The following is a 22,541-nucleotide window of genomic DNA, read 5'->3' as shown; positions in this document are numbered from 1 at the left end:
GGGTCAGCTCCACGGCGCCGCGCTGAGCGGAGCGCCCCCACGGCCCCAGCACAACCGCGCGGCAGCTGCTGCTCCCCCTCGGCCACGGCCGGCGGTGCGCTCTCCTCACGCGCCCGTCATCCGCGACGGCGGGAGTACGGCGCCCGACCCGACTCCGGCGGAGTCGACGGCACACCGCACCCGGGCACCCCTCCCCCCCCTCCTGCCGCTGGCCGTCTTTTGGAACCCCAGACGGGCCGCAGTCGGCAACGGCGGCGGCCACGCATGCCATGTGACGGTGGCCGGTCCTTGACGGTGGCACGACGAGGGGCCCGGCTTGATGGCCGGGCCCCTCGTCGTTCTGCGTGCCGGGGAGCTCCGGAAGCTACGGCTTGAGCTTGCCTGTGCGGATCCACTCGATACAGGACGGGCAGTACGTTTTCGTGGAGGGCTTGACGCGTCCGCATCCTTTGCACGTCCCCGCTTTCGGGGCGCCCCCACGGGCGACAGGAGCGGCTGTGGATATCGGTTTCCACTGCGGCCGGTTGATGTACTTGTCCTCTATCTCCTTGATGACTTCCGCGCTCGGGTCCGGGAGCGGACTGGCGTACCTGGTGCCGCGGATCTTCCGGACGGGGGAAGCGATCCGGTTGTTATGCGTGTGTCCACGCTTGCTTGCCACGAGTTCGCCTTTCTGGTCGGGCTGCTGGGCGCAGCGGCAGGATGGGGCAGGGGGGACTGCCCCATCCTGGCTTTGTTGGTCAGGAGCGAGAGCGTGCGTCACCCAAGGGCAGGAACACCCCGTGGACAAGGCAGACGATGTCGCCGGGTTTCAGCAACGCCCGGTTGCTTGACTCGGCCCTGACGTTGTGCGTTCCCCAGGCGGCGGGTCATCGTATGCACGACGGGCAAGGGATGGAATGGCAGGATGACGCGGTGTCCGAGACTCTCCCTGACCTGTGGCTGCGCGGCATCGCTTTCAACCCGGCGGCGCCCTCCGACGTACTGATACGCCTGCTGGATCAATCGGCAGGTGAGGCCGGGCGGCTGATGTGCGAGGGACGCGACCTTCCCGACGCCGTCATCGACGCAGCCCTGCGCCACCCCGACAGGGGGATCCGCCGCCGGCTCGCCGGCAACCAGCACGTCGACCCCGCACAACTCGCCCCCTTGGCAACCGACCCGTCAGGGGTCGTCCGCGCCGGGCTTGCCGGCGGGCCCCGACCCCGGCCCCGATGGGTCCGACCGCTGCCGGACGACATCCTCGTCACCTTCCTGACCGCCCAGGACGGGGGCGAGGACGGCATGCTCACCGAGCACGAGATCACCCAGGAACTCAGCGCCTCACGGCAGATCCCTCTGTCCTTCTACCAAGCCATGGCCGGGCACGAGCACCCCGAGCTCCGCGTACGCGCCACCTGGGGGTGGCAGTCGCTCACCCCGGCGCACCGGGAGGCCCTGCTCGACGACCCCGACCCCGCCGTACGGGAAGCGGCACAGGGAAGCATCTGGGAGCTGGACCCGGAAGCCGTGGAGGCCAAGCTGCCGTCCTTCGGCTCGCACGGCAAGCGGTTCGTGCTCGGCACGTGCGCCCTGTCCCCCGCGCTCGTCGAGCAGTGCTTCGCGGACGGCACGGTGCACCCCCTGACCTGGAACCGCCACACCCCGGCCTACGCCGTCGCCCGGCTCGCCCGCCACCCCGAGGCGAAGGTCCGCGAGATGGTCGCCGCCCGGCCCGACCTGGGAGCGGACCTGGTCACCGAGCTGAGGGAGGACCGAGACCAGGACGTCCGGATGCGCGCACGCCTCCACCCCTTCCCCCGTACCTGGGCCGAGTACTGGGCCATCCACCGGGTCATCGGACACGGTCAAGACTGCATCTGCCCGATCACCGAGCCTGGCACCGAGCCGTCCCCCGACTGGTTCGCCGCCTGCGCGGCGTCCGAGGAACCGGTGCTGCGCCGGGTCGCGGCGAGCTGGCCCGGCCTGCCCGCAGCACTCGTCGAGACACTCGCACAGGACGACGACGAGGAGGTACGGATCCGGCTGGCCTGCCACCACCCCCTGGCGCCGCCACACCTCCTCCTGGACGTCTTTGTCACCGCCCGGCCCACCGTTCGCACCTGCTGAGCCTGCCCGCGTTCCCCCGCACCGGCCGGACCCCCCTCATCGGGCACATGGACCCCGAGGTGCGCGCCCTGGCCGCAGCCGATCCCACCCTGCCCGAACCCCCAGTGAAAGACGCCGACGAGTCGGTGCGCCGGGCGGCCGCCGCCAATCCGGTCCTGACGCCCGAAGTCCTGGAGGCCCTCCTCACGGACCCGCGCACCGCGGAGGGCGCTGCGGCCAACCCGTCCCTCCCCGTCCCCCGCATGCACGCACTCCTCGACCACTCCCTGTACGGCGCCGCCACCCCACCGACGGCGGCCGGAAGCCAGGAGACGACGCCCACGTAGCGATCACAGGTATGGCCACCTCTGTCGGCCATCGGCTGATGCCGACACGCCAGAAAGGCGTTTCCAAGTCTCGGTTCTGGCACAGATCTTGGGGAGCGGTCGCGGAGCGTCACCGTGGTGTTCGATTGCGAGGGGCTGGGTCGCGTGAGACCGCGTACGCCTGGCTGCCCGGCAGCCGATACTGACGCTCCATCAACTCCCTGATGGTCTCTGCCGTGGTCGGCCGTTGGCGGTGATCGTGCCGGTCATGCAGACCAACGCATCGTTCTGGGACTCACTCGTGTTCGACGGGATCGACGACGTGGACATCGAGGCGGTGACCGCCTTGTTCGGTACGGTCGAGGTGATGGCGCGGGGCCGGGTGGCCGGCGCGGAGTGTCCGCGCAGCACCAGGCGGGCGCCGGTCTGGCTCGGCTGGGGGAGGCCTGCGGCGTGGTGGGCGCCCGCCTCTGTCGACCGCGCCATGGCCGCCGTCACCGTCGTCGTACCGGCGGCCCGGCAGCAGCTGTCCAAGGATGCGCTCGCCGCCATGACTAAGGGCGTCCCGGCCGCCACCGCCCGCGGCTACCTCGGCGACTGGGCCAGTTTCGAGCAGTGGGCCCTGGCGGCCGGCCTCCGCCCGCCACCGGCGAGACCCTGACCGAGTACGTCACCTGGTGCACCCTCACCCCGAGGCCGCGCACCGGCCGCCCGTACAAACCGGCGGGGCGCCGCGGAGGGCGGCGGCCCCGAACACGGTGGTCGCGGAGGTTCCGGCGTGCTTCTCGACCGCGTGTCCCATGTCTGTCTGCCCGTCATCCGCCGCCGGTCTTCTGGCGCTTGATAAGGCAAGTCATCAAGCGCCAGAGGTCGATACTGACTTCTCAGAAGTCACCCAAGAAGTCATTCCGGCTGGCCGTCCTCTCCGGTTGGCTGGGTTCTCGCCGCCCGATCTCCGGAGTTGATCTTTCATCGCTTTCATCGCCCTGGTGCCCCATGAGGGGTACCGGCTGCCCGCCCGTCGGCGGTTTGCTCATCACGGGGCCGCCCGGATGTTGCGGGGCTAACCCCCCGCTCCAGCACTGTGCCGCCCAGGACGCGACGCAAGTGCTGACGTCTCTTCATGCTCCGTCTCTCATCACGACGTAGACGAAGGACACCACGATGCTCACCGACGTGCTCACCGGCTGGACCGCGGAGACCCTGGGCGGCCTCACCGTGCTGACGGCGGCCGCCGTCGGCGGCTGGCTCCGCCGCCGGCGGACCGCCGCCCGCCCCGACGCGGCCCCCGCGCACGCCGTCATCCAGCCGAACAACTCCAAGGCTACGCTCGGCACGATGCTCGGCGAGATCAAGAACGCCCGGCATAAGCTCGGCACCGCGATCACCACGCCGCGCGGTGACCCGATCGCCCCGGTGGAGGCGATGATGCGCGCGCTGTGGGAGGGGCAGACCTCGCGCCACGGCGCCCAGAGCGCGACCGTGCCAGAGACGCTGGAAGCCGCCAGGGCGGGAGTCCACCTTGCCGCTGCGCTGGTGCGGTGGTTCGTTTCGGGAGCAGTGATCCGCACGCCCTGATTGGCTCGTCGCATCGTGATGTCCTCCCGGCTCAAGGGCCACGACCAGATCGTCATCGCCCAGCAGGGCGGATGGGCCCCCACTCCAAAGTCCTGGCCGGCTACGTCGAAGTCGTCGACCAGTGGGAGGACAACGCCCTGCTCGGCGTGCTGTGGGAACTCACCTGAGTGGTGCGTGCTCAGCGACCGGCGGCCGGTGCGTGGCGGACCGGCCATGCCGGCTTCGGGAGCCTGGGCGCGCGGCGCCTGTGGGCTTCGAAGGCGAGCCAGGCGGCTCCTGAGGCGACCGTCGTGAGGAACGGCAGCGCCCAAGCGGCCAGCTGCCAGACGGCCGCAACGTCCAGGGTGCTCACCAGCGCCGCCGCCGGAGCGGCGGCAAGGGTCAGCAGCAGCGTGATCCTGGCCCAGAGCGGCAGCCTGCGGCTCACCGCGGCGGTCGCGAGGCCCAGGCCCGCGCTCGCCGTGAGGATCACGGCCAAGGCCACAAGGGCGACGGCGAGGGCGACTATCAGGGCGAGGAGTAGCAGGATCAGGCCCATGTCGTGCCCACCTCCGGTCTCGTGGCGACCCGTCGCGAGGGCAGGCGGATCCGACTCCGCTGCTCCGGCAGGTTCACCGGAAGCCATACTGCCAGAGGTGTTGAACGCGTTCAACACGGCCTCCGGTGTCACCCGTAGGCCCTGGTGTCGGCGGCGGGGTCCGGCGGTGGGGGCGTGGCACGATCGCGGGATGCAGTACCGGTACGCCACCGAGGCCTACGGCGTGGTCGAGGGTCACCAAGACCCGGCCCCGATGAAGACGAGTTCGTACTTCGGTCCAGCCCCGGCCTCCCGTCGGCGCTTGCCGTGGCGCCGGTCATGGCGTCCGGACTCGCAGTGCGCGTCCCAGCGTGGCGCGAGTTCTTCGATCAACTCGCCGAGATGCTGGCGCGATAGGCCGCGGAAGGCAGGATGTGAGATGGCCACGCGGGCCTGCTTGATGTTCCCACCACAAGAACCCGCGCGGCCGAGGCCATGTCACGGCCTGCCCGGTGGAGACGTCAGACTCGTTCCAGAGGCCGGTGTGGCCCGCTGGGAAGCTCCGCTTTGATCGTGTCGCCCGGGCGCACCGCGCCACCCTCCTTCACGATGCTCATGATTCCGGCCCTGCGCACGATGCTCCCGGACTCATCACGGCCGACAACCTGCTTCAGCAGCCCGTCCTGGAAGTTGTCGATCTGCAGGCAGGGATTGCGCAGGCCGGTCACCTCCAGCACCGCATGGTCGCCGATGCGCAGCAGCGTGCCGACCGGCAGACCCAGCAGATCGATACCGCTGGTGGTGATGTTCTCGCCGAGGTCACCGGGCACCACCTTGAATCCCTCCGCACGGACCTCGGCGAAGAGCTCTTCATGGATGAGGTGGACCTGGCGCAGGTTCGGCTGGGTGGGGTCCTGCGCGACCCGAGAGCGGTGCTTGACCGTCACGCCGGCATGCACATCACCCTCCACACCAAGCCCGGCGAGCAGCGTGATGCTGTCCCGGTTCGGCTTTGTGAATGTGTACTCGCCGTTGCTGCTGACGGCCGTCACTATCCCGCTCATCCTCGGAGCCCCCTCCTCAATGACAATGATCAGCCACGACCCTAACCCTCGGGCCTCAAGGCGCAGTAGCCACGGTCAATCGCGGGTGAGGCCGTTAGCGCCGGATGGAGCGCCATCACGCCGGCGTTGTTGATCAGCAGGTCCAGCGATGCGCGCCGGCTCCCGTACGCGGTGGCGAATTCCCGTACGGTGGACAGGTCGGCGAGATCGAGCGGTATGAACTCCACCTCTGCGCCCGGCACTTCCGCGCGCAGCCGGATGCGGGCGGCCTTGCCCCACGCCGCGCTGCGGCACGCCGGCACGACGTGCGCGCCGCGCCGGGCGAGCTCGCGGGCGGTGATGCAGCCGATCCCGCTGTTGGCCCCGGTCACGACGGCGGTCCGGCCGCTCTGGTCGGGGATGTTCACGGCGTTCCAGCCGGGCATGGCAGCTCCGTCGTGAAGCGGTGGGGTTACCGAGGGTAGACCGAGAGCACCGCAAAGGTGCCGCGAAGGTGCCGCGAAGGAAAGGCCGACGTGCCGGGAAGGCGCGGCACGGGTGTCGTGAGGGTGGGCGCGGAGCTCGGATCCGCAGGCCAGTAGGCTGCGGGTCACCCGCTTTCCCCATCCCGTCCCCGAGGACCGCGCAGTGAGTTCCGCACCGCCCCCCATACTCGTGACGGTCGTCGGCCTCGGCGCAGACGGCTGGACCGGGATCACCGCCGCCGCGCGGTCCGCGCTGTCGTCGGCCGAGGTGCTGATCGGCGGGCCGCGTCAGCTGGATCTGCTGCCCGCCGCCGAGTGCGCCGGTGAGCGGGTGGCGTGGCCGAGCCCGCTGCGGCCGGCCGTACCGAAGCTGATGGCGGAGCACGCGGGCCGCCGGATCGCGGTACTGGCCAGCGGCGATCCGATGTTCTACGGGATCGGCCGCGCCCTGGCCGAGGAGCTCGGGCCGCAGTCGCTGCACGTCCACCCGCACCCCTCGTCCGTCTCCTACGCCTGCGCTCGCCTGGGATGGCCGGTGGAGGACACCGAGGTGGTCACGGTGGTCGGCCGGCCGGTGGCCCGGGTCGCGGCCGCGCTCCATGAGGGGCGCCGGGTGCTGGTGCTCAGCGCCGGAGCGGCGTCCCCGAACGAGATCGCCGCTCTGCTTCGAGAGCGGGGCTTCGGTCCGAGCCGGATGCGGGTGCTGGAACAGCTCGGCTCCGAGCGCGAGGACGCGTACGAGGGCCGGGCCGACAGCTGGGACCACGCGCCCGGCGATCCCCTGAACCTGGTCGCCCTCGACTGCCGCCGGGACCCGGCCCACGAGGCGCCGCGCCTCGGCGCGACCCCCGGTCTGCCGGACGCCGCGTACGAACACGACGGGCAGCTCACCAAGCGGCACGTCCGGGCGGCGACCCTGTGCGCGCTGGCCCCGGCCCCCGGCGAGCTGCTGTGGGACATCGGCGGCGGCTCAGGCTCCATCGGCATCGAGTGGATGAGGACGCACCCCTCCTGCCGGGCGGTGGCGGTGGAGCGCGTCCCGGAGCGCGCCGCGCGGATCGCCCGTAACGCGGCCGCGCTCGGCGTGCCCGGCCTGCGCGTGGTCGTCGGCGCCGCACCGGAGGCACTCGTCGGCCTGCCCGCCCCGGATGCCGTGTTCATCGGCGGCGGGCTGACCGCGCCCGGCCTGCTGGACGCGGTCTGGGCCGCGCTGGCCCCCGGCGGCCGGCTGGTGGTCAACACCGTCACCCTGGAGTCGGAGGCGGTCCTCACCGACCGCTACCGGCGCCACGGCGGCGAACTGGTGAAGCTGGCGGTCGCGCACGCCGTGCCGGTCGGCGGTTTCACGGGCTGGCGGCAGGCGATGGCCGTCACCCAGTGGTCAGTGACGAAGTCGACCGAGTCGACCGAGGAGAAGGATCAGAGATGACCGTGTACTTCATCGGCGCGGGCCCCGGCGCCGCCGACCTGATCACGGTGCGCGGTGCCCGGACCCTGGCCGCCGCCCCGGTCTGCCTGTACGCGGGCAGCCTCGTGCCGCGCGAGCTGCTGGCCGAGTGCCCGGCGGACGCCCGGCTGGTCGACACCTCGCAGCTGAACCTCGACGAGATCATCGCCGAGTGTGTACGGGCCCACGCGGCGGGCCGGGACGTGGCGCGGCTGCACTCCGGCGACCCGTCGATCTTCAGCGCGGTAGCGGAGCAGATGCGGCGCCTCGACGCGGCCGGCATCCCCTACGAAGTCGTCCCGGGCGTCCCGGCCTTCGCCGCGGCGGCCGCCGCGCTCAAGCGGGAGCTGACCGTCCCCACCGTCGGGCAGACCGTGATCCTGACCCGGATCGCCCAGCAGGCGACCCCGATGCCGCCCGGTGAGGACCTGGCCACGCTGGGCCGCAGCGGCGCGCTGCTGGTGCTGCACCTGGCCACCCGCTATGTGGACCGGGTCGTCGACGAGCTGCTGCCGCACTACGGGGCCGGGTGCCCGGTGGCCGTGGTGGCGATGGCCAGCCGCCCCGACGAGCTGATCCTGCGCGGCACCCTGGCCGACATCGCCGCCCAGGTGAAGGAGGCGGGCCTGGTCCGCACCGCCGTCATCGTGGTGGGCCGCACCCTGGGGGCGGAGCAGTTCCGCGACAGCCACCTGTACTCCCCCGAGCGCGACCGGCATGTCTGCTGAACCGGCTGCGGCCCGCGGCCCGGAACGGCACGTCCTGATCCTGGGCGGCACCACGGAGGCCCGCCGTCTGGCGGAGGCGCTGGCGCACGAACCCTCGTACCGGGTGACCACCTCGCTGGCGGGGCGGGTCGCCTCGCCCGTGCTCCCCCCGGGCGAGACCCGGATCGGCGGCTTCGGCGGGCCGGCCGGACTGGCGGACTGGGTCGGCGCCCACGGGGTCAGCCGGCTGGTCGACGCCACTCATCCCTTCGCGGAGCGCATGAGCTTCAACGCCGCTGCGGCGGCGGCCCTTTCGGGCGTGCCGCTGCTGGCGCTGCGCCGTCCCGGCTGGACGCCCGGACCGGGCGACGCGTGGACCTTCGCCGACTCGCTCGCCGAGGCGGCCGCCCTGCTGCCGGGCCTCGGCAGCCGCGCGTTCCTGACCACCGGCCGGATGGGCCTGCACACCTTCGCGGACCTCACCGACACCTGGTTCCTGATGCGTTCGGTGGACCCCCCGGCCGCGCCGGCGCCCCCGCGCCTCGAAGTCCTGCTGGACCGGGGCCCGTTCACCCTCGACGACGAGCGGGCGCTGCTCGCCCGCCACCGGATCGACGTCCTGGTGACGAAGGACAGCGGCGGCTCGGCCACCGCCCCGAAACTCACGGCCGCCCGCGAGGCGGGCATCCCGGTCCTGGTCGTACGCCGCCCCCCGGTGCCGCAGGGCGTGGCGCAGGCGCCTTCGGTCCGGGCCGCCCTGGAGTGGCTCGGCGGATCCGCCTAGATGAGTCATTCCGAAGTGATCAGTGGTCGTAGGCGATCAGGGACCGTGTGATTGGCTGTCCGGTCTTGTGGTTGTGCCAGATTGCCGCGGCCAGCGCGAGGACGCGTCGGGCGACGCGGACGGCGACGCCCTCAAAGGTCCGGCCGCCGTGTTGTTCCAGGTCGAGCTGGCCTTTGAGGGTGTCGTTCACCGACTCGATCAGTTGCCGCACCGATTTCAGCAGTGACTCGCCCTTGCGGCGTTTCTCCCGCTTGAACGAGGGCCGCAGCAGCTCTGCCCCGCGCATGGCCAGATCGGTCTCGAATTCCTTGGAGGCGAAGCCTTTGTCCGTGATCACCAGCAGGCCGGGGCGGTCGGTGACTGTGTCCGGCTCACGATCCAACATCGCCGTCAGCACCTCGCGCTCGTCCAGCTTCGGGTTCGCAAGGGACCACAAGATCGGCATACCGGTCGGGGTGCACACCAGGTATAGCCGCAGGCCCCAGAAGAATCGGCAATGGCTGGCGCAGTATCCGTATCCGGCCCAGCCTGCCAGGTCCGACCGCTTCACCGTGGGGCGTGACCGGCCGCACTCGACCGGGGTGGAGTCGATGATCCAGTGGTTGTCGAACCAGAAGTCGGTGTCCGTCGCAAGGAGCCGTATAGCCCGCTTGACCAGCGGCAGCGCAGCCCGCAGCCGCTTGTTCCAGCCCGGCTGCCTCGGCACGAAGGGGAGCATCTCGCCGAGGCGGGAGCCGACGAACCGCAGCCACCTGGACTCCGAGGTGAAGCCCAGCATCGCCTGGGCGACGGCGAGGCAGACGAGCTCGGAATCGGTCAGCCGGGGAGGGCGTCCCAGCCACCGGGTGTCCGTGATATCGTCGTCGATCTTCACATACAGTGCGGTGAGCAGGGCGTCCAGGTCATTCGTCACAGAACGATCTTGGCCGCCCTGTCTGTCTCTCCGGCCGCCGGCAGGGGGCTGCCCGATTGCTCGGCTTCACGCTTGAGCAGGCCGACAAGCTTCGGGAGACCGGACGCCACCGCCATGGCCGCCCGTGCCGGACCTCCCGGTCCGCGCTGTGGCCAAGAGCGTCCAGGGCAGTGCGAAGATCTCAGATCCTCCGCCGTCTGCTGCCCGCCGTTGTCGAAGGCTGCGACGACCTGGCCGTCTGCGTGTCCCGGTCCGGCCCGAGATTGCCGAACCCCGCGCCATGCTCATGCCATCGGTGTCATAATGGGACGTTGTGTGGACAACGCTTGCGCCGCTCATCGGCGTCCTGCTCGGTGGGTTCATGTCGATGCTGGCCCAGCGCTCGGCAGGACGCGCCTTGGAACGCGGCGAGGCGCGCCGCAGTGTTCGTGAACTTGCCGAGGCGCGCCGCAACGAGCGGCTCACTCACCTCATCGAATTTCTGTCTGCGGTGCAGGAAGCTGAACGAGTCGCGGTGGATCGGCATCACCACAACCTGGCTGACGAGCAGTGGCAGGCCCGGGCAAGGCAGGTCCTTGACAGGGTGTGGGTGATGCAGAAGACGATCCACGTGCTGTGCACGTCTGAGGTCAGCGAAGCGGCACGTAGCCTCGCGTGGGCAGTACAGGAGGTGATCAGGAAGGGCCCCGAAGACCCGGGAGAGCCACGGGATGAGAAGGTCTGGGCGCACATCCGTCCGAGCCGACAGGCATTCCTTGATCTCGTGCGCGACCAGCTGAGTTGAAACCCCGGGGAGGGATTCGGCAGCTGCCGTGAGCGGCCCGGGCAAGCAGCACCAGCTCCGGCCTCCATTGTGCGGCGAGCATCATCTACTTCGCCGGCTTCTCGAGGAACGCAAAGCCCGCCTTGGCGCAGGAGGCGTGCATGTCCACGGGCCAGCAGCAGGCCATCGAATGGCCCCTTGGCCCATCGACAAGCTGATCACGATCACTTCGGAATGACTCGTCTGGGGCAGCGGGCCCGGTGATGCCGACGCGCGCTCCGTGCTCCGGGCTCCGTGCTCCGTGCTCCGTGCTCCGTGCACCGGTGGAAGGCTGCACCGGGCCGCCGCTCAGTCGGAGGCGTCGGGGTCGCGGTGGTCTGCTTCGTCGAGCTTCCAGTAGCCCTTGGCGTAGGCGTCGTTGCGGCCCATGCCGAGGTGGTCGTGGAGATGGCGGCGGATGTCGCGGATCGCGACGGACTCCCCCGCCACCCATGCCACACCGCGGCCGGGAGGGGTGCTCGCGTTGCACAGCGCTTCGCGCAGCGCCTGGCCCTTGGGCTGTCCCGCGGCACGGTGTACCCACACGAGGTCGAGATCGGCCGGTGAGCTCACGTCCATTTCCGCCTGCGGGCCTTCCACCTCCAGGTACGCGAGGGCGCGCAGGCCGGGGGGAAGGGACTCGGCGATCGTCAGGACGGCGGGCTGTGCGCTCTCGTCACCGGCCAGCAGGTAGAAGTCGGCGTCGCCGGACGGGCTGAAGGATCCCCTGGGTCCGCCGAAGGACACCTCTTGGCCGGGCGCCGCCGCCTCGGCCCACCGGGCGGCGGGACCGTTGCCGTGCAGCACGATGTCGATCTCCACCGCGGGCCGTTCGGGGTGGTACCGGCGGATGGTGTAGGCGCGTCCGACGGCGTTGCCGTCCGCGGGGTCGGTGACGAACAGCTTGACCCACTGCGTCGGCTCGTCACAGCGGAAGGCGGCCATCCCCGGGCCGCCCAGCGTGATGCGTGCCATGCGCGGGGCGATCCTGACGACGGACTCGACCACCGCTTGGTAGCGGGGCCGGCGGGCTCGGAACATGAACTCGGTACCTCTCAGGTGAGGGAAGACAGGGCGATGGCCGGAAGTTCGCGGGTGACGTCGGGGTCCGTCGGCATACCTGCGACGAACGCCCGGTAGAACAGCGGCCCCACGGTCACGTCCAGCAGGACCTGCGCCGCCGTCCGGTCCGACGGCAGGTGGGGCAGGGCGGTCAGGATCGCGCCGATCCCCTCGATGTCCCGCTCCCGTTGCCGTTCGAGCACTCCGGCTCGGAGCACGTCGGCCTGCGCGGGGTCCTGGAGGGCGCAGCCGACCAGGGCGAACAGGACGCGGCCCGTGGACGTGTGGCTGAAGACCGCGTTGGTGTGCGTGACGTGCTCTTCCAGGGCCGACGTGGGATCGTCCCGCGTCGGCTGCCACGTCGACTCGTCCTGGAGGTCTTCCTCGAGGACGTCGATGAGGATGTCGCCCTTCGACCTCCACCACCGGTAGACCGTCTGCTTGGCCACTCCCGCCCGTTCGGCGATCGCCGCGATCGTCATGCCGTTGAAGCCGACGTCCAGCAGCAGGTCGTCGGCGGCGTGCAGGACGGCGACACGGGCGGCCTCACTGCGCTGCGGGCCCGCCTTGGTGTGGGGTGCGGGCGATGGCCGAGATGCGTGTTCTCCACCCGAGGGCCGTGTGATGGCTGCTCCTCTCCGTATCCCTGCCCCGAAGGAACTCTGAACCAGAACTAGACTAGACGCAACGGTGCGTTTAATCAAAATGCGCGCCCGCTCCCTCCAGGCAGGGGGAGGCCCGGAAGGAGCGGGAGTCGAGTGCGCGAACGCGCGGTGCGAGGGGCTTCAGGCCGGCGGCTGCGCATCGGCCGGGCCCGAGACGGGGGGCGCATCCCGCCCGGCGAACAGCAGGCGCGTCCGCATCCGGTACACGGTGTCCCCGCGCTGGTTCTCGGCGCCGACGAGGAAACGCACGGCGCCGACGCCGGCCCGCTTCGGATGGGGCTCCGCCTCCTCGACTACGGCGAAACCCTTCAGCTCGTCGCCGGGACGGACGGGCTGGAGGAAGCGCACCTCGTCCATGCCGTACGAGCCCTGGCAGGCGGAACCGGCGAGCAGAGCGCGGACGAACTGGCCCATGACCACGGCGCCGGTGTGCCAGCCGCTGGCCACGAGCCCTCCGAAGGGCGACCGGCGCGCGGCTTCCGGGTCCAGGTGGAAGGGCATGGGGTCCCAGACGCGCGCGTAGCCGATGATGTCCTCGCTCGTGACGCGGGTTGCGCCGAGGTCGTACCGGCTCCCGGCGGGGAAGTCTTCGAAGTGCAGCACAGCGCGAAATCTCCTTGTCTCCTGCGACTCAGCCGAGTGAGGCGGCGTACGCCGCTGCGACCCCGCCGGGGGCGCCCTCGAAGGGCGACGCGACGGGGTCCGCCGACCGGACGATGCGCTGCCGCGGGGTGCGGCGGCCCTCGACGGTGAACCACTCCGCGACCCTGAAGGCCAGGTCCATCGACTGGCCGCGGCTCAGCCGCGGATCGCAGGCGCTCTCGTAGCGCAGGTGCAGGTCACCGGCGTGAACGGCGTTCCCTCCGCCCACGCACTCCGTGACGTCCCCGCCGGTCAGTTCGAGGTGGATGCCGCCCGGATGGGTGCCGAGCGCCCGGTGTACCTCGAGGAATCCGGTGATCTCGTCCAGGATGTCGTCGAAGTGCCGGGTCTTGTGACCGCTCGGCGCGGTGTACGTGTTGCCGTGCATGGGATCGCAGACCCATGCGACCTGCGCCCCCTCCGCCCGCACCTTCTCGACGAGGGTCGGCAGGTGATCCCGTACACGGTCCTTGCCCATACGGGTGATGAAGGTCAGCCGCCCGGGTGTGCGCTGCGGGTCGATGCGGTCGAGCAGCCCGAGAACATCGCCGACGGGTGCCTCAGGACCCAGCTTCACACCGATGGGATTGCCGACTCCCGCGGCGAACTCGACATGGGCTCCGTCGAGCCGGCGCGTACGCTCGCCGATCCAGAGCATGTGTCCGGACAGTGCGTATCGGCGTCCGGTGTGGGGATCCGTACGGACCAGAGCCTGCTCGTAGTCCAGCAGAAGTGCTTCGTGGCTGGCGAAGACCTCCGTGGTGCGCATCGACGAGGTGTCCATGTCGCAGGCTCGGATGTAGGCGAGTGCGGCGTCGATGTCATCGGCCAGACGCTCGTAGCGCCGGCCCACCGGGGACCGCGCCACGAAGGCCCGGTTCCATTGGTGCACGCGGTCCAGGTCCGCGTAGCCACCCGTCGCGAACGCCCGCAGGAGATTCAACGTCGTGGCGGACGCGTGGTAGACGCGCTCCAGCCGCTGCGGGTCCGGGACCCGCGAAGTACGCGTGAACGCGCGGCCGTTGACGGCGTCGCCGCGGTAGGACGGCAGCGTGACCCCGTCGCGGGTCTCTGTGGCCCGGGACCTGGGTTTGGCGTACTGGCCGGCCAGCCGGCCGACTTTCACCACGGGCGCGGCCACCGCGTAAGTGAGCACGTCCGCCATCTGGAGGAGGACCTCCAGCGTGTTCGTCACGGAGCCGCCGCCCCGTCCGTCCAGCGTCTCGGCGCAGTCACCGCCCTGGAGCAGGAACGCCTCGCCCCGCGCCACCTGCGCCAGCCGCTCGCGCAGGGCGTCGCATTCGGCGGGGAGGACGAGAGGCGGTGCGGAGGCGAGAGCCGCCACGGAGGCGTGCAGTGCTGCCGGGTCCGGCCACTCGGGCTGTTGCGCGGCCGGAAGGGACCGCCAGGATGCGTCAGTCGGATTTTCCACGGAGAGAACCTCAAAGTCTTCTGATCCGAGGGGTGGGACGCCGCGTCGCGGCCGACCTCAGCGGAAGCCTGCCAGCGGAAGCCCGCTTCCCGCAGTGCGTCATTGGGGCTAGCAGGAGGGGCCTAATACTTCGGCACTAGCCCCAGAAGCCGACTGTCACCGCGCACACCGGTGATGGAGGCTTTCGGACAGTGAAAGGAGCGGCAGCACCAGGCCCCCGTGCCCGTGCCATTGCTTCGGAACCGGCCCTGAAAGGTGAATTCTGGATGACTAGCACCGATGCCCCGCGTGGACCCGTCTCCCGCCCGCAGACCGGGGACGAGTACCTGCAGAGCCTCCGTGACGGCCGGGACGTATGGATCTACGGCGAGCGAGTCGACGACGTCACGGCCCACCCGGCCTTCAGGAACAACTCCCGGATGATCGCCCGCTTGTTCGACGCCCTTCACGATCCGCAGCGGAACGGCAAACTGGTCGTACCGACGGACACCGGCAGCGGCGGGTTCACCCACCCCTACTTCAAGGCTCCTTATTCGTCCGCCGACTTGAAGGCCTCGGCCGAGGCCATGGCCGAGTGGTCGCGCATGACGTACGGGTGGCTGGGCCGTACTCCCGACTTCAAGGCGGCCTTCCTGTCCACGCTCGGCTCGAACAAGGAGCACTACGCGCCCTTCGAGGACAACGCCGCCACCTGGTACCGCAAGGCCCAGGAGAACGTGCTGTTCATCGGCCACGGCATCGTCAACCCCCCGATCGACCGCAATCGTGGCCTCACCGAACTCAGGGACGTGATGCTCACGGTCGACCGCGAGACGGACGCCGGCCTGGTCGTCTCCGGCGCCAAGGTGGTCGGCACCGGTGCGGCGCTGACCCAGCACATCTTCATCGGCAGCTACGGGCGGATTCCCGACGGGGCCAAGGACTTCTCCGCCTACTTCATCGTGCCCACGAACAGCCCGGGCCTGAAGATAATCTCGCGCCCTTCCTACGAATTCGCCTCGGCGACGGTCAGCAGCCCGTTCGACCAGCCGCTGAGCAGCCGGCTCGACGAGAATGACGGAATCCTGGTGTTCGACCAGGTGCTCATTCCCTGGGAGAACGTCTTCTGCTACGACGTGGACAAGGCGAACAACTTCTTCTACGGGTCCGGTTTCTTCTACCGGGCGATGTTCCACGCCTGCGTGCGCTTCGCCGTGAAGATGGACTTCCTGACCGGTCTGCTGGCGAAGGGACTCGAAACCACCGGGACATCGGAGTTTCGCGGGGTCCAGAGCCGCCTGGGCGAGGTTCTCGCCTACCGCAACATGTTCTGGGCACTGGTGGACTCCATGACGGAGAACCCGACCAAGTGGCCCGACGGAACGGTGACGCCCAACGGGGACACCGCTCTTGCCTTCCGTGTGCTGTCGTCCTCCATCTACCCCAAGGTCCGTGAGATCTTCCTCCGGGACCTGGGCAGTGCTTTGATCTACAACAACTCCCATGCCCGTGACTGGTCCAGCCCCGAGATCCGCCCGTACCTCGACAAGTACGTACGCGGCCTGGGCGTCGAGGCCATCGACCGCGTGAAGCTGATGAAGCTCGCCTGGGACGCCGTCGGCACCGAGTTCGGCGCGCGCTGGGAGCTGTACGAGATGAACTACGCCGGCAACCACGAGCAGATCCGCTTCGAGGCGCTCCACGCCCAGCAGGCGTCCGGCCAGTTCGACCGGTACAAGCACCTCGTCGACGACTGCCTGTCCGAGTACGACGAGAACGGCTGGAAGGCCCCGGACCTGATCAACCCGACCGACACGACGGTCATCGACGGGAACATCGGGCGCGCCGCGGGAGCGCCGCGCGTCGAGGCCGCACCGTGAACACTCCGACGGCCGCGGGTCGGGCCACGGGCCCTCCCACGTCCTCGGGACGACCGGATCCGGAGCAGATGCGCCGTGTCATGGGACAGTTCGTCACGGGTGTGTGCGCGGTGTCCACTCGCTTCGACGGCCCCACAGGAACCCGGCACGACGCGATCGCGGTGAACTCCTTCACCTCCGTCTCCCTCGATCCGCCCCTGGTCTCCATGTATCTGCGTGCCGACTCGGCCTTCCTGCGGCGGATCCGGACAGCCGGGGCGTGGGCCGTCTCGTTCCTGGGTGACGGTGCCCGGGGCCTGGTCCGCGACCTGACGATGCCTTCGGAGCAGCGGCCGCCCGTGGAACGCGCGGCTTCCTGGGACATCGGCCCCCACACGGGCTGTCTGCTGCTGGCGCAAGGGCCCGGAACCCTCGAATGCGCCATGCATCAGACCCAGCCCCTCGGAGACCACGTCCTGGTCGTCGGGCGGGTGCTGGATGCGGTCTGGCGTGACGAAGCCCCGCTCGCCTTCCACCGGGGAGCCTTCACTTCGGTGGAGCAGCCGGCGTGAGCTCGCACATCACCCATGACAAGGAGGAGCAGACATGGCCAGGCGACGCCTGCGGGTAGCTGTCGTCGGCGGCGGCATCGGTGGTCTGGCCACCGCGATCGGCCTGCGCGGGCAGGGCGCCGAAGTCGTCGTCCACGAGCAGGCCGCCGCGCTGACGGGGCAGGGCGCCGGCATCGCCATCGGCGCCAACGGGCATCGCATGCTGCGCGAGCTCGGGGTCACGGCCGCGCTCGAGGGTGCGGCGGTGCGCCCCGCCCGGGCCGAGTTCCGCAACTGGCGTACGGGACGGACGATGGCCCTCCACCAGCTTGCGGCCCGCTACGAGGAGCGGTTCGGGGCGCCGTACTGGACGGTGGAACGAGCCGCGGTGCACCAGGCGCTGCTCCGCGAACTGGGTGAAGCCCAGGTGCGTCCGGGTGCCCGCGCGAGCGCCGTCGAGCAGTCGGCCCGCGGAGCGGTGATCCGCTTCGCGGACGGCTCGGAGACCGAGGCCGACGCGGTGGTCGGGGCCGACGGCATCCACTCCGCCGTACGCAAGGGCGTCTTCGGACCGGACGACGCCGTCTTCTCGGGCACGAGCGGCTACCGGGCCCTGGTGCCGATGGAGCGTCTGGGCCACGTCCGGGAACTCGCCGAATCCGTGCTGTGGCTGTGGCTCGGGCCCGGACGGCACTTCATCGCCTACCCGGTCGCCGACGGAACGCTGCTCAACTTCCTGGCGGTCGTTCCCGACCGTGAGTGGACCGTCGAGTCGTGGGCCACCGAGGGCAGCGCCACCGAACTGCTGCGGGCCTTCGAAGGGTGGCATCCGTTCGTCACCGAGATCATCCGCGCGTCGGGCCGTCCGGGCCGCTGGGCCCTGTACGACCGGGAGCCCCAGCGCGCATGGAGCTCCGGACGGGTGACCCTCCTGGGCGATGCCGCACACCCCATGCTGCCCCACCACGGGCAGGGGGCGAACCAGGCCCTGGAGGACGCGGTGGTCCTGGCGCGGATCCTGGGCGGTGCGGACACGAAGGAGGTTCCGCAGGCGCTGCGCCGCTACGAACTGGCCCGCCGGCCCCGCACCCGGCTGCTGCAGAGCGGCTCGAGGCGGAACGCGGCGTGCTTCCAGCTGCCCGACGGGCCCGAGGCCGATGCGCGCAACATCCGCCTGGCGTCGCTGCCGGACGACCTGGCATGGATCCACGGACACGACGCACTGGACGCACTGGACCGACTGGACGCGCCGCGGCCGGAGGTCTCCAGGCCGCCGGCCTGAGACCGGCCGCCGGTTGCCGGGCTCGGACGCCCGTACCGAACGAACCTTGAGAGAGGACCATGGCAAAGATCTACGCCTTCGAAGGGGCCGTCCCCGTCATCCATCCGACGGCCTTCGTCCACCCGGACGCCGTACTGATCGGCTCGGTCGTCATCGGTCCCGGGTGCTACGTGGGGCCTCTCGCGAGCCTTCGGGGCGACTTCGGGCGCATCGAGCTCGAAGAGGGTTCCAACGTGCAGGACGGCTGTGTCCTGCACTGCTTTCCCGGCGCCGACACGGTGGTCGAGCAGGACGGCCATGTCGGACACGGCACCGTGCTGCACGGCTGCCGGGTCGGGAGGGGCAGTCTGATCGGGATGAAGTCGGTACTGATGGACGGCGTGGTCGTGGGCGAGCAGGCTTTCGTCGGTGCCGGCAGCTTCGTCAAGTCCCGGTTCGAGGTTCCCCCCAGACGGCTGGCCGCCGGCAGCCCTGCCCGGGTCCTGCGCGAACTGACCACCGCCGAGATCGAATGGAAGGCCAACGGCACCGAGCAGTACCAGAAGCTGGCCCAGCGCTCCCTGCGCGGGCTCAGCCCCGCGCAGCCCCTCACGGATGTCTCCCCCGCCACATCCGTGAACGAGGGGGATGCGGTCCCGGAGCATGTCACCCTGCACGAATTCCGGTCCCGCTGAGGAATCACTGTCGCTGCGTCATCGGTATGGCCCCGCTCCGGATATCCCGGGCGGGGCCATTCCCGTGTCCCCGCGGGACGGTCCGTGCCGGCCCGTCAGTGCACGCCTCGCGTGTGTACGACAGCGGGACTAGGAGGCGTGGTCTACAACCAACAGGCGACTACCGTCGTCCCTCCGCTTTCCTCAGGCTGGACGCGTACACAGATCCGCAGCGCGCAGCGCCTGCGGTTTCCCGGAACCAGGAGGAATCGGCATGACCCTTCCGACCACGTCCCGTCTGATCGTCGGCGACCGTTTCGGTGACTTCGCCGCCGCGGTCGGGGCCGAGACGTTCTCCGCCTTCGCCCGTGCCCTCGACGGAGGGGACCTGGATTCCACCCCGAACCCGGTCCGTGTGGTGACCGGGCAGGGGATCGGCGCGTACGAGGCCGACTATCTGAGGGACGCGATCGCCCGCCGGAATCTGGCGGACGTGATCACGCTGACGCACACGGGCGGTGAGCCCGCGCGCCGGCAGGACCTTCACAAGGCCCGCGAGGACAACGTGCTGGTGGCGGATCTGGCGCGGATCGACGACGACACGTACGAGGCCCGGCTGCGGCTCCACGACCACAACGAGCTGCTCGTCGACGTCCAGGACCGGGTGCACGTCCAGGGCATGGTGGCCATCGAGGCGGCCCGGCAGATGTTCCTGGCGGTGACCGAGCGGTTCTTCACCTCCCGCTGGCCGCAGCAGCGCTACTACATCGTCCTCAACTCCATGAACACCACCTTCAGCAACTTCCTCTTCCCGGTCGCCGCGCAACTGCGCCTGCGGGTGAACACCTCCGACGTGTCGGAGCCCAGCCGCCTCCTCATGCGCGTCACCGTGGAGCTGGAGCAGGCGGGACGCATCGCGGCGAGCGTGGACGTCGACTACGCGGCTTTCGCGCCCGGGCTGTTGGAGGAGAAGGAACTCCGGCGTGCGAAGAGCGCGTCCGCAGCCGCCGTGGACGCGGCTCTCGCCGCCGCCGTCTGACGTGCGGACCGCTCGGCTGCCGGCTTCGGCGCCGGATGCCCTCGGAGCCCGGGACAGGCCGCACTTCGCCTACCTGGGCCCCGAAGGAACGTTCACCGAGCAGGCTCTGCGCGCCCTCCCGGAAGCCGAGGGCACGCGGTTGCTGGCGGTGGGCTCCGCGGACGAGGCGCTGGAACACCTGCGGCGCGGAGCCGCCGACGCCGCCATGCTTCCGGTGCACAACACGGTCGGCGGCCTGGTGGCCGGAACCGTACGTGCGCTGGTGGAGGCTCCCGCTGTGGAGATCCTCCGCCAGGTCACGCTCGGCATCGAGTTCGCTCTGCTCACCCGGCCCGGCCTCGCTCTGCGCGAGGTACGCGCGGTCACCGGCCACCCGCACGCGCGGGCGCAGGCGACAGCGTGGCTCAGGGAGTTCCTGCCGTCGGCCCGCTGGGTGCCGGCCCCGTCGAACGCCGCGGGGGCCGAGTGGGTGCGGGACGGACGGTGCGATGCCGCGCTGGCCGGACACTTCACAGCGGCACGGTACGGGCTCGACATCGCCGCAGAACGCATTCAGGACCACGCCGGCGCACTGACGAGATTCCTGCTGGTGGCCTTACCGGGGATTTGGCATGAGGCTCCGCCGACCGGTTCGGATGTCACTTCCCTCACCGGCCGCGCCGACGGCCCGGAAAGGCTGCTCCGTACTCGTCTGACCCACTGGGCGCGACATGCGTCTCCCGACGGCGTTTCGCTGGGGATTTCGAGCAGCCACGACGGCCGCCACGACATCTTCATCGACCTCCCGGGACATCTTGAAGACCCCCGAACGGCACGAGCGGTTACTCTCCTGCAAGAGCGGATACCCGCAGTGCGCTTGCTCGGTTCCCACCCGACCAGCCCTCCGGCTTCGCCCGGCCACCGGCAGAATGCGTTGACGGTCCCGCCGCTGAGGAGGATACACAGAAATGACGTCATGGCCACGGATGTGACAACTGGCGCTCACCCCGGCGTGGACGAACTGGCAGGACACAGGGGGTCCGCCTCTTGACCCCCGGAACCACCGGGAACATACCCACCCGCCGTCGTGGCCACCAAGCTCTTCTGGTGGTCGCGACGGATCTTTTTATGCGGCACGGGTATGACGCCACGAGTATGAGCACCATCGCCGCCCACCTGGGTGTCACCAAGGCCGCCCTGTACAGACACGTGGCAGGAAAGGCCGGATTACTCGCCTCCGCCACGCTGCCCGCGCGCACGGCCGTGTTCGCCCTTGCGGAATCGGCACGAGGGGAGGGAACGCCGGCGATCGACCGGCTGAATCACCTCCTGCGCGGGCTGGCGGGATTGACGGAGAACCGATCGACGGGTTTCTGCCTGCTCTGGGGCCACCGGGCGGGAACAGAGTCGGCGGACCAGATCGCCGCATCCACGGAAGCCCTGCACGGTGTTCTCGTGGAGCTGCTGGAGCAGGCCGCGGCAGAGGGTGCGGTGCGGGGCGATATACCCCCCGCCATGGCCGCTCGGCTGATACTCGGAGGTATCGCGGAATTCGGCCTGTCCCGGCGTTCCGTCCAGGACGGATTCGCGGATGACGTCGCCGCTCTGCTGCTCAGTGGAATGTCCCTGTCAGCACGGACCTGATGTTCTCCCTGAGCCATATGTGCACCGGGTCCGCCTCGTGCCGGGGATGCCAGGCCTGGCAGATGCCGAGCGGCGCGATCTGAACGGGAAGCTCGAAGATCTCTATGTCGAGCGGGCAGTCCTGGCTGGTGGCGAGGGTGCGAGGCAGGGTCGCCACCATGTCGGTCCGCGGAAGCAGGAACAGTGCGGACAGGAAGTCCGGTACCGAAGCGATCACTCGACGGTGCAACCCGATCTCCTTGAGCGGCACGTCGACGGGGCCTGCCGTTCCCCCGGCGGGCGAGACGTTGACGTGCCGTGCCGCGGCAAAGGCTCCCGGAGTCATGGGCCTGCGGAGCAGAGGGTTGCCCGCTCCGGTGACGCCGACGAAGGGCTCCTGACCCAGGAGATCGAGTCGCAACTCGGGAGACGGGTCGTCAATGGCGCCGATTTCTATGTCCACGGTCCCCTCGCGCAACGGGGAGGCGCCCGGGCCTTTCTTGGTCAGGAATCTGAAGGACACCCGGGGAAGCTGTTTTCCGGCCCTGGCCAACAGCGCAGGGCCGAGCGCTGCCGTATAGCCGAATTCCGAGGCAATGGTGAGGGTTCTTCGCTCCCCGGCCAGACCGGCGTCCTGCTGCGGCATGAGGATGGCCTCCGCCTGCCGCACGAGAGCGTGCACCACCGGCTGCAGCTCGAGCGCCCTGGGCGTCGGAACCAGCCGACGGCCGGCACGCACCAGCAGGGGATCACCCACGACCAGTCGAATTTTGGACAAAATTCGACTCATCGCGGCGGTCGACAGCTCCAGCTGGCAGGCCGCGCCGGTGACGCTGCCGGCCTGCAGCAGGGCGTCAAGGGCCGGCAGTAACCGCATGTCTGCGTACGTGGATTCACGCAACTGTGCTCCCGATGAGGACTCTGCGACATGAGATCGCATTCCAAATATGAGCCCGCTTTGCAGGGGACTTTCCTTGGAATCAATATACCGTCCACCACTCTCGGGCATGCACCTTGGGGGCCGATTCAGGCCGCCACCGATTTAAACATGGCCATCGCGTATCTGTATCAGAATTTGACTGTTC

General features: G+C 70.0%; 23 protein-coding genes and 1 pseudogene. 15 read left to right on the top strand and 9 right to left on the bottom strand.

All coding sequences use genetic code 11. The features are described from left to right. Positions 1-915: 915 nt before the first annotated feature. From ACWGIF_RS11365 to ACWGIF_RS11350, 4 genes are all read left to right on the top strand, one after another. The gene (locus ACWGIF_RS11365) at positions 916-2,109 is read left to right on the top strand and encodes a hypothetical protein (protein WP_453494512.1); all 1,194 of its coding nucleotides are present in this window, start codon (positions 916-918) and stop codon (positions 2,107-2,109) included. Between the two features lie 47 nt (positions 2,110-2,156). Continuing rightward, positions 2,157-2,435 (top strand): hypothetical protein, encoded by a 279-nt coding sequence (locus ACWGIF_RS11360; RefSeq protein ID WP_453494509.1) that lies wholly within the window; start codon positions 2,157-2,159, stop codon positions 2,433-2,435. A 247-nt stretch (positions 2,436-2,682) separates the two neighbouring features. Then, on the top strand, positions 2,683-3,075 hold the full coding sequence (locus tag ACWGIF_RS11355; RefSeq protein ID WP_453494506.1) for a hypothetical protein: 393 nt from the start codon (positions 2,683-2,685) through the stop codon (positions 3,073-3,075). 503 nt (positions 3,076-3,578) lie between these two features. Next, complete coding sequence (locus tag ACWGIF_RS11350) at positions 3,579-3,992, top strand: hypothetical protein (protein ID WP_453494503.1); 414 nt, start codon at positions 3,579-3,581, stop codon at positions 3,990-3,992. 178 nt (positions 3,993-4,170) lie between these two features. On the opposite strand, the gene ACWGIF_RS11345 is transcribed toward ACWGIF_RS11350, so the two are convergent. From ACWGIF_RS11345 to ACWGIF_RS11335, 3 genes and pseudogenes are all read right to left on the bottom strand, one after another. Next, positions 4,171-4,530, bottom strand: a complete 360-nt coding sequence (locus ACWGIF_RS11345; RefSeq protein WP_453494500.1) for a hypothetical protein — start codon at positions 4,528-4,530, stop codon at positions 4,171-4,173. 500 nt (positions 4,531-5,030) lie between these two features. After that, positions 5,031-5,573 carry an MOSC domain-containing protein gene (locus ACWGIF_RS11340; RefSeq protein ID WP_453494497.1) on the bottom strand — a complete coding sequence of 181 codons (543 nt, stop codon included), beginning with the start codon at positions 5,571-5,573 and terminating at the stop codon, positions 5,031-5,033. Positions 5,574-5,662: 89 nt separating this feature from the next. Then, a pseudogene (locus tag ACWGIF_RS11335) lies at positions 5,663-5,998 on the bottom strand (SDR family NAD(P)-dependent oxidoreductase); the annotation flags it as partial. Between the two features lie 202 nt (positions 5,999-6,200). Between ACWGIF_RS11335 and cbiE the strand changes: the two are divergent. Genes cbiE through ACWGIF_RS11320 form a run of 3 tightly spaced genes read left to right on the top strand, consistent with a single transcriptional unit; the run spans position 6,201 to position 8,975 of the window. Beyond that, on the top strand, positions 6,201-7,466 hold the full coding sequence (cbiE, locus tag ACWGIF_RS11330) for a precorrin-6y C5,15-methyltransferase (decarboxylating) subunit CbiE (RefSeq protein WP_453494494.1): 1,266 nt from the start codon (positions 6,201-6,203) through the stop codon (positions 7,464-7,466). Next, on the top strand, positions 7,463-8,212 hold the full coding sequence (gene cobM / locus ACWGIF_RS11325; RefSeq protein ID WP_453494491.1) for a precorrin-4 C(11)-methyltransferase: 750 nt from the start codon (positions 7,463-7,465) through the stop codon (positions 8,210-8,212). The genes cbiE and cobM overlap by 4 nt, the downstream gene beginning before the upstream one ends. Next, the gene (locus tag ACWGIF_RS11320) at positions 8,202-8,975 is read left to right on the top strand and encodes a cobalt-precorrin-6A reductase (protein ID WP_453494488.1); all 774 of its coding nucleotides are present in this window, start codon (positions 8,202-8,204) and stop codon (positions 8,973-8,975) included. Before cobM ends, ACWGIF_RS11320 begins: the two co-directional genes overlap by 11 nt. Before the next feature lie 19 nt (positions 8,976-8,994). Here the strand turns inward: ACWGIF_RS11320 and ACWGIF_RS11315 are convergent, their stop codons facing one another. Then, positions 8,995-9,888 carry an IS982 family transposase gene (locus tag ACWGIF_RS11315; RefSeq protein ID WP_453494485.1) on the bottom strand — a complete coding sequence of 298 codons (894 nt, stop codon included), beginning with the start codon at positions 9,886-9,888 and terminating at the stop codon, positions 8,995-8,997. 313 nt (positions 9,889-10,201) lie between these two features. Here ACWGIF_RS11315 and ACWGIF_RS11310 point away from each other — a divergent pair, with 313 nt between their 5' ends. Then, positions 10,202-10,672 carry a hypothetical protein gene (locus ACWGIF_RS11310; RefSeq protein ID WP_453494482.1) on the top strand — a complete coding sequence of 157 codons (471 nt, stop codon included), beginning with the start codon at positions 10,202-10,204 and terminating at the stop codon, positions 10,670-10,672. 327 nt (positions 10,673-10,999) lie between these two features. On the opposite strand, the gene ACWGIF_RS11305 is transcribed toward ACWGIF_RS11310, so the two are convergent. From ACWGIF_RS11305 to ACWGIF_RS11290, 4 genes are all read right to left on the bottom strand, one after another. Then, positions 11,000-11,731 carry a siderophore-interacting protein gene (locus ACWGIF_RS11305; protein ID WP_453494479.1) on the bottom strand — a complete coding sequence of 244 codons (732 nt, stop codon included), beginning with the start codon at positions 11,729-11,731 and terminating at the stop codon, positions 11,000-11,002. A gap of 14 nt (positions 11,732-11,745) precedes the next feature. After that, the gene (locus ACWGIF_RS11300) at positions 11,746-12,456 is read right to left on the bottom strand and encodes a TetR/AcrR family transcriptional regulator (protein WP_453494477.1); all 711 of its coding nucleotides are present in this window, start codon (positions 12,454-12,456) and stop codon (positions 11,746-11,748) included. A gap of 81 nt (positions 12,457-12,537) precedes the next feature. Continuing rightward, complete coding sequence (locus ACWGIF_RS11295; RefSeq protein ID WP_453494474.1) at positions 12,538-13,020, bottom strand: MaoC family dehydratase; 483 nt, start codon at positions 13,018-13,020, stop codon at positions 12,538-12,540. 28 nt (positions 13,021-13,048) lie between these two features. Next, positions 13,049-14,491: a class II 3-deoxy-7-phosphoheptulonate synthase gene (locus ACWGIF_RS11290; protein ID WP_453494471.1), complete on the bottom strand. Its 1,443-nt coding sequence runs from the start codon at positions 14,489-14,491 to the stop codon at positions 13,049-13,051. Positions 14,492-14,757: 266 nt separating this feature from the next. On the opposite strand from ACWGIF_RS11290, the gene ACWGIF_RS11285 reads away from it, so the two are divergent. From ACWGIF_RS11285 to ACWGIF_RS11255, 7 genes are all read left to right on the top strand, one after another. Then, positions 14,758-16,350: a 4-hydroxyphenylacetate 3-hydroxylase N-terminal domain-containing protein gene (locus ACWGIF_RS11285; RefSeq protein ID WP_453494468.1), complete on the top strand. Its 1,593-nt coding sequence runs from the start codon at positions 14,758-14,760 to the stop codon at positions 16,348-16,350. An 80-nt stretch (positions 16,351-16,430) separates the two neighbouring features. Continuing rightward, positions 16,431-16,901, top strand: coding sequence for a flavin reductase family protein (locus ACWGIF_RS11280; protein WP_453494465.1), 471 nt, complete (start codon positions 16,431-16,433; stop codon positions 16,899-16,901). A 34-nt stretch (positions 16,902-16,935) separates the two neighbouring features. After that, positions 16,936-18,162 carry an FAD-dependent monooxygenase gene (locus tag ACWGIF_RS11275; protein ID WP_453494462.1) on the top strand — a complete coding sequence of 409 codons (1,227 nt, stop codon included), beginning with the start codon at positions 16,936-16,938 and terminating at the stop codon, positions 18,160-18,162. A gap of 59 nt (positions 18,163-18,221) precedes the next feature. Continuing rightward, positions 18,222-18,836, top strand: a complete 615-nt coding sequence (locus tag ACWGIF_RS11270) for an acyltransferase (RefSeq protein ID WP_453494459.1) — start codon at positions 18,222-18,224, stop codon at positions 18,834-18,836. Positions 18,837-19,089: 253 nt separating this feature from the next. Beyond that, positions 19,090-19,854, top strand: coding sequence for an AfsA-related hotdog domain-containing protein (locus ACWGIF_RS11265; protein WP_453494456.1), 765 nt, complete (start codon positions 19,090-19,092; stop codon positions 19,852-19,854). Then, on the top strand, positions 19,799-20,884 hold the full coding sequence (locus ACWGIF_RS11260) for a prephenate dehydratase (protein ID WP_453494453.1): 1,086 nt from the start codon (positions 19,799-19,801) through the stop codon (positions 20,882-20,884). Before ACWGIF_RS11265 ends, ACWGIF_RS11260 begins: the two co-directional genes overlap by 56 nt. A gap of 56 nt (positions 20,885-20,940) precedes the next feature. Further along, positions 20,941-21,477 carry a TetR/AcrR family transcriptional regulator gene (locus ACWGIF_RS11255; RefSeq protein WP_453494450.1) on the top strand — a complete coding sequence of 179 codons (537 nt, stop codon included), beginning with the start codon at positions 20,941-20,943 and terminating at the stop codon, positions 21,475-21,477. Here ACWGIF_RS11255 and ACWGIF_RS11250 read toward each other — a convergent pair. Then, entirely contained in the window at positions 21,446-22,357 is a 912-nt protein-coding gene (locus tag ACWGIF_RS11250) for a LysR family transcriptional regulator (protein ID WP_453494447.1), read from the bottom strand. The two genes, ACWGIF_RS11255 and ACWGIF_RS11250, sit on opposite strands and share 32 nt — an antisense overlap. Between the last annotated feature and the right edge of the window lie 184 nt (positions 22,358-22,541).

This window comes from Streptomyces sp. NPDC054849 (assembly GCF_053610945.1).
The sequence above is the reverse complement of the archived record's forward strand: the minus strand, read 5'-3'. Positions and strand labels throughout refer to the sequence as shown.

Coding starts and splice junctions, on each gene's coding strand:
- ACWGIF_RS11360 (WP_453494509.1), top strand. CDS start 2,157: ATGGACCCCGAGGTGCGCGCCCTGGCCGCAGCCGATCCCACCCTGCCC.
- ACWGIF_RS11355 (WP_453494506.1), top strand. CDS start 2,683: ATGCAGACCAACGCATCGTTCTGGGACTCACTCGTGTTCGACGGGATC.
- ACWGIF_RS11350 (WP_453494503.1), top strand. CDS start 3,579: ATGCTCACCGACGTGCTCACCGGCTGGACCGCGGAGACCCTGGGCGGC.
- ACWGIF_RS11345 (WP_453494500.1), bottom strand. CDS start 4,530: ATGGGCCTGATCCTGCTACTCCTCGCCCTGATAGTCGCCCTCGCCGTC.
- ACWGIF_RS11340 (WP_453494497.1), bottom strand. CDS start 5,573: ATGAGCGGGATAGTGACGGCCGTCAGCAGCAACGGCGAGTACACATTC.
- cobM (WP_453494491.1), top strand. CDS start 7,463: ATGACCGTGTACTTCATCGGCGCGGGCCCCGGCGCCGCCGACCTGATC.
- ACWGIF_RS11320 (WP_453494488.1), top strand. CDS start 8,202: ATGTCTGCTGAACCGGCTGCGGCCCGCGGCCCGGAACGGCACGTCCTG.
- ACWGIF_RS11305 (WP_453494479.1), bottom strand. CDS start 11,731: ATGTTCCGAGCCCGCCGGCCCCGCTACCAAGCGGTGGTCGAGTCCGTC.
- ACWGIF_RS11285 (WP_453494468.1), top strand. CDS start 14,758: ATGACTAGCACCGATGCCCCGCGTGGACCCGTCTCCCGCCCGCAGACC.
- ACWGIF_RS11280 (WP_453494465.1), top strand. CDS start 16,431: ATGGGACAGTTCGTCACGGGTGTGTGCGCGGTGTCCACTCGCTTCGAC.
- ACWGIF_RS11275 (WP_453494462.1), top strand. CDS start 16,936: ATGGCCAGGCGACGCCTGCGGGTAGCTGTCGTCGGCGGCGGCATCGGT.
- ACWGIF_RS11270 (WP_453494459.1), top strand. CDS start 18,222: ATGGCAAAGATCTACGCCTTCGAAGGGGCCGTCCCCGTCATCCATCCG.
- ACWGIF_RS11265 (WP_453494456.1), top strand. CDS start 19,090: ATGACCCTTCCGACCACGTCCCGTCTGATCGTCGGCGACCGTTTCGGT.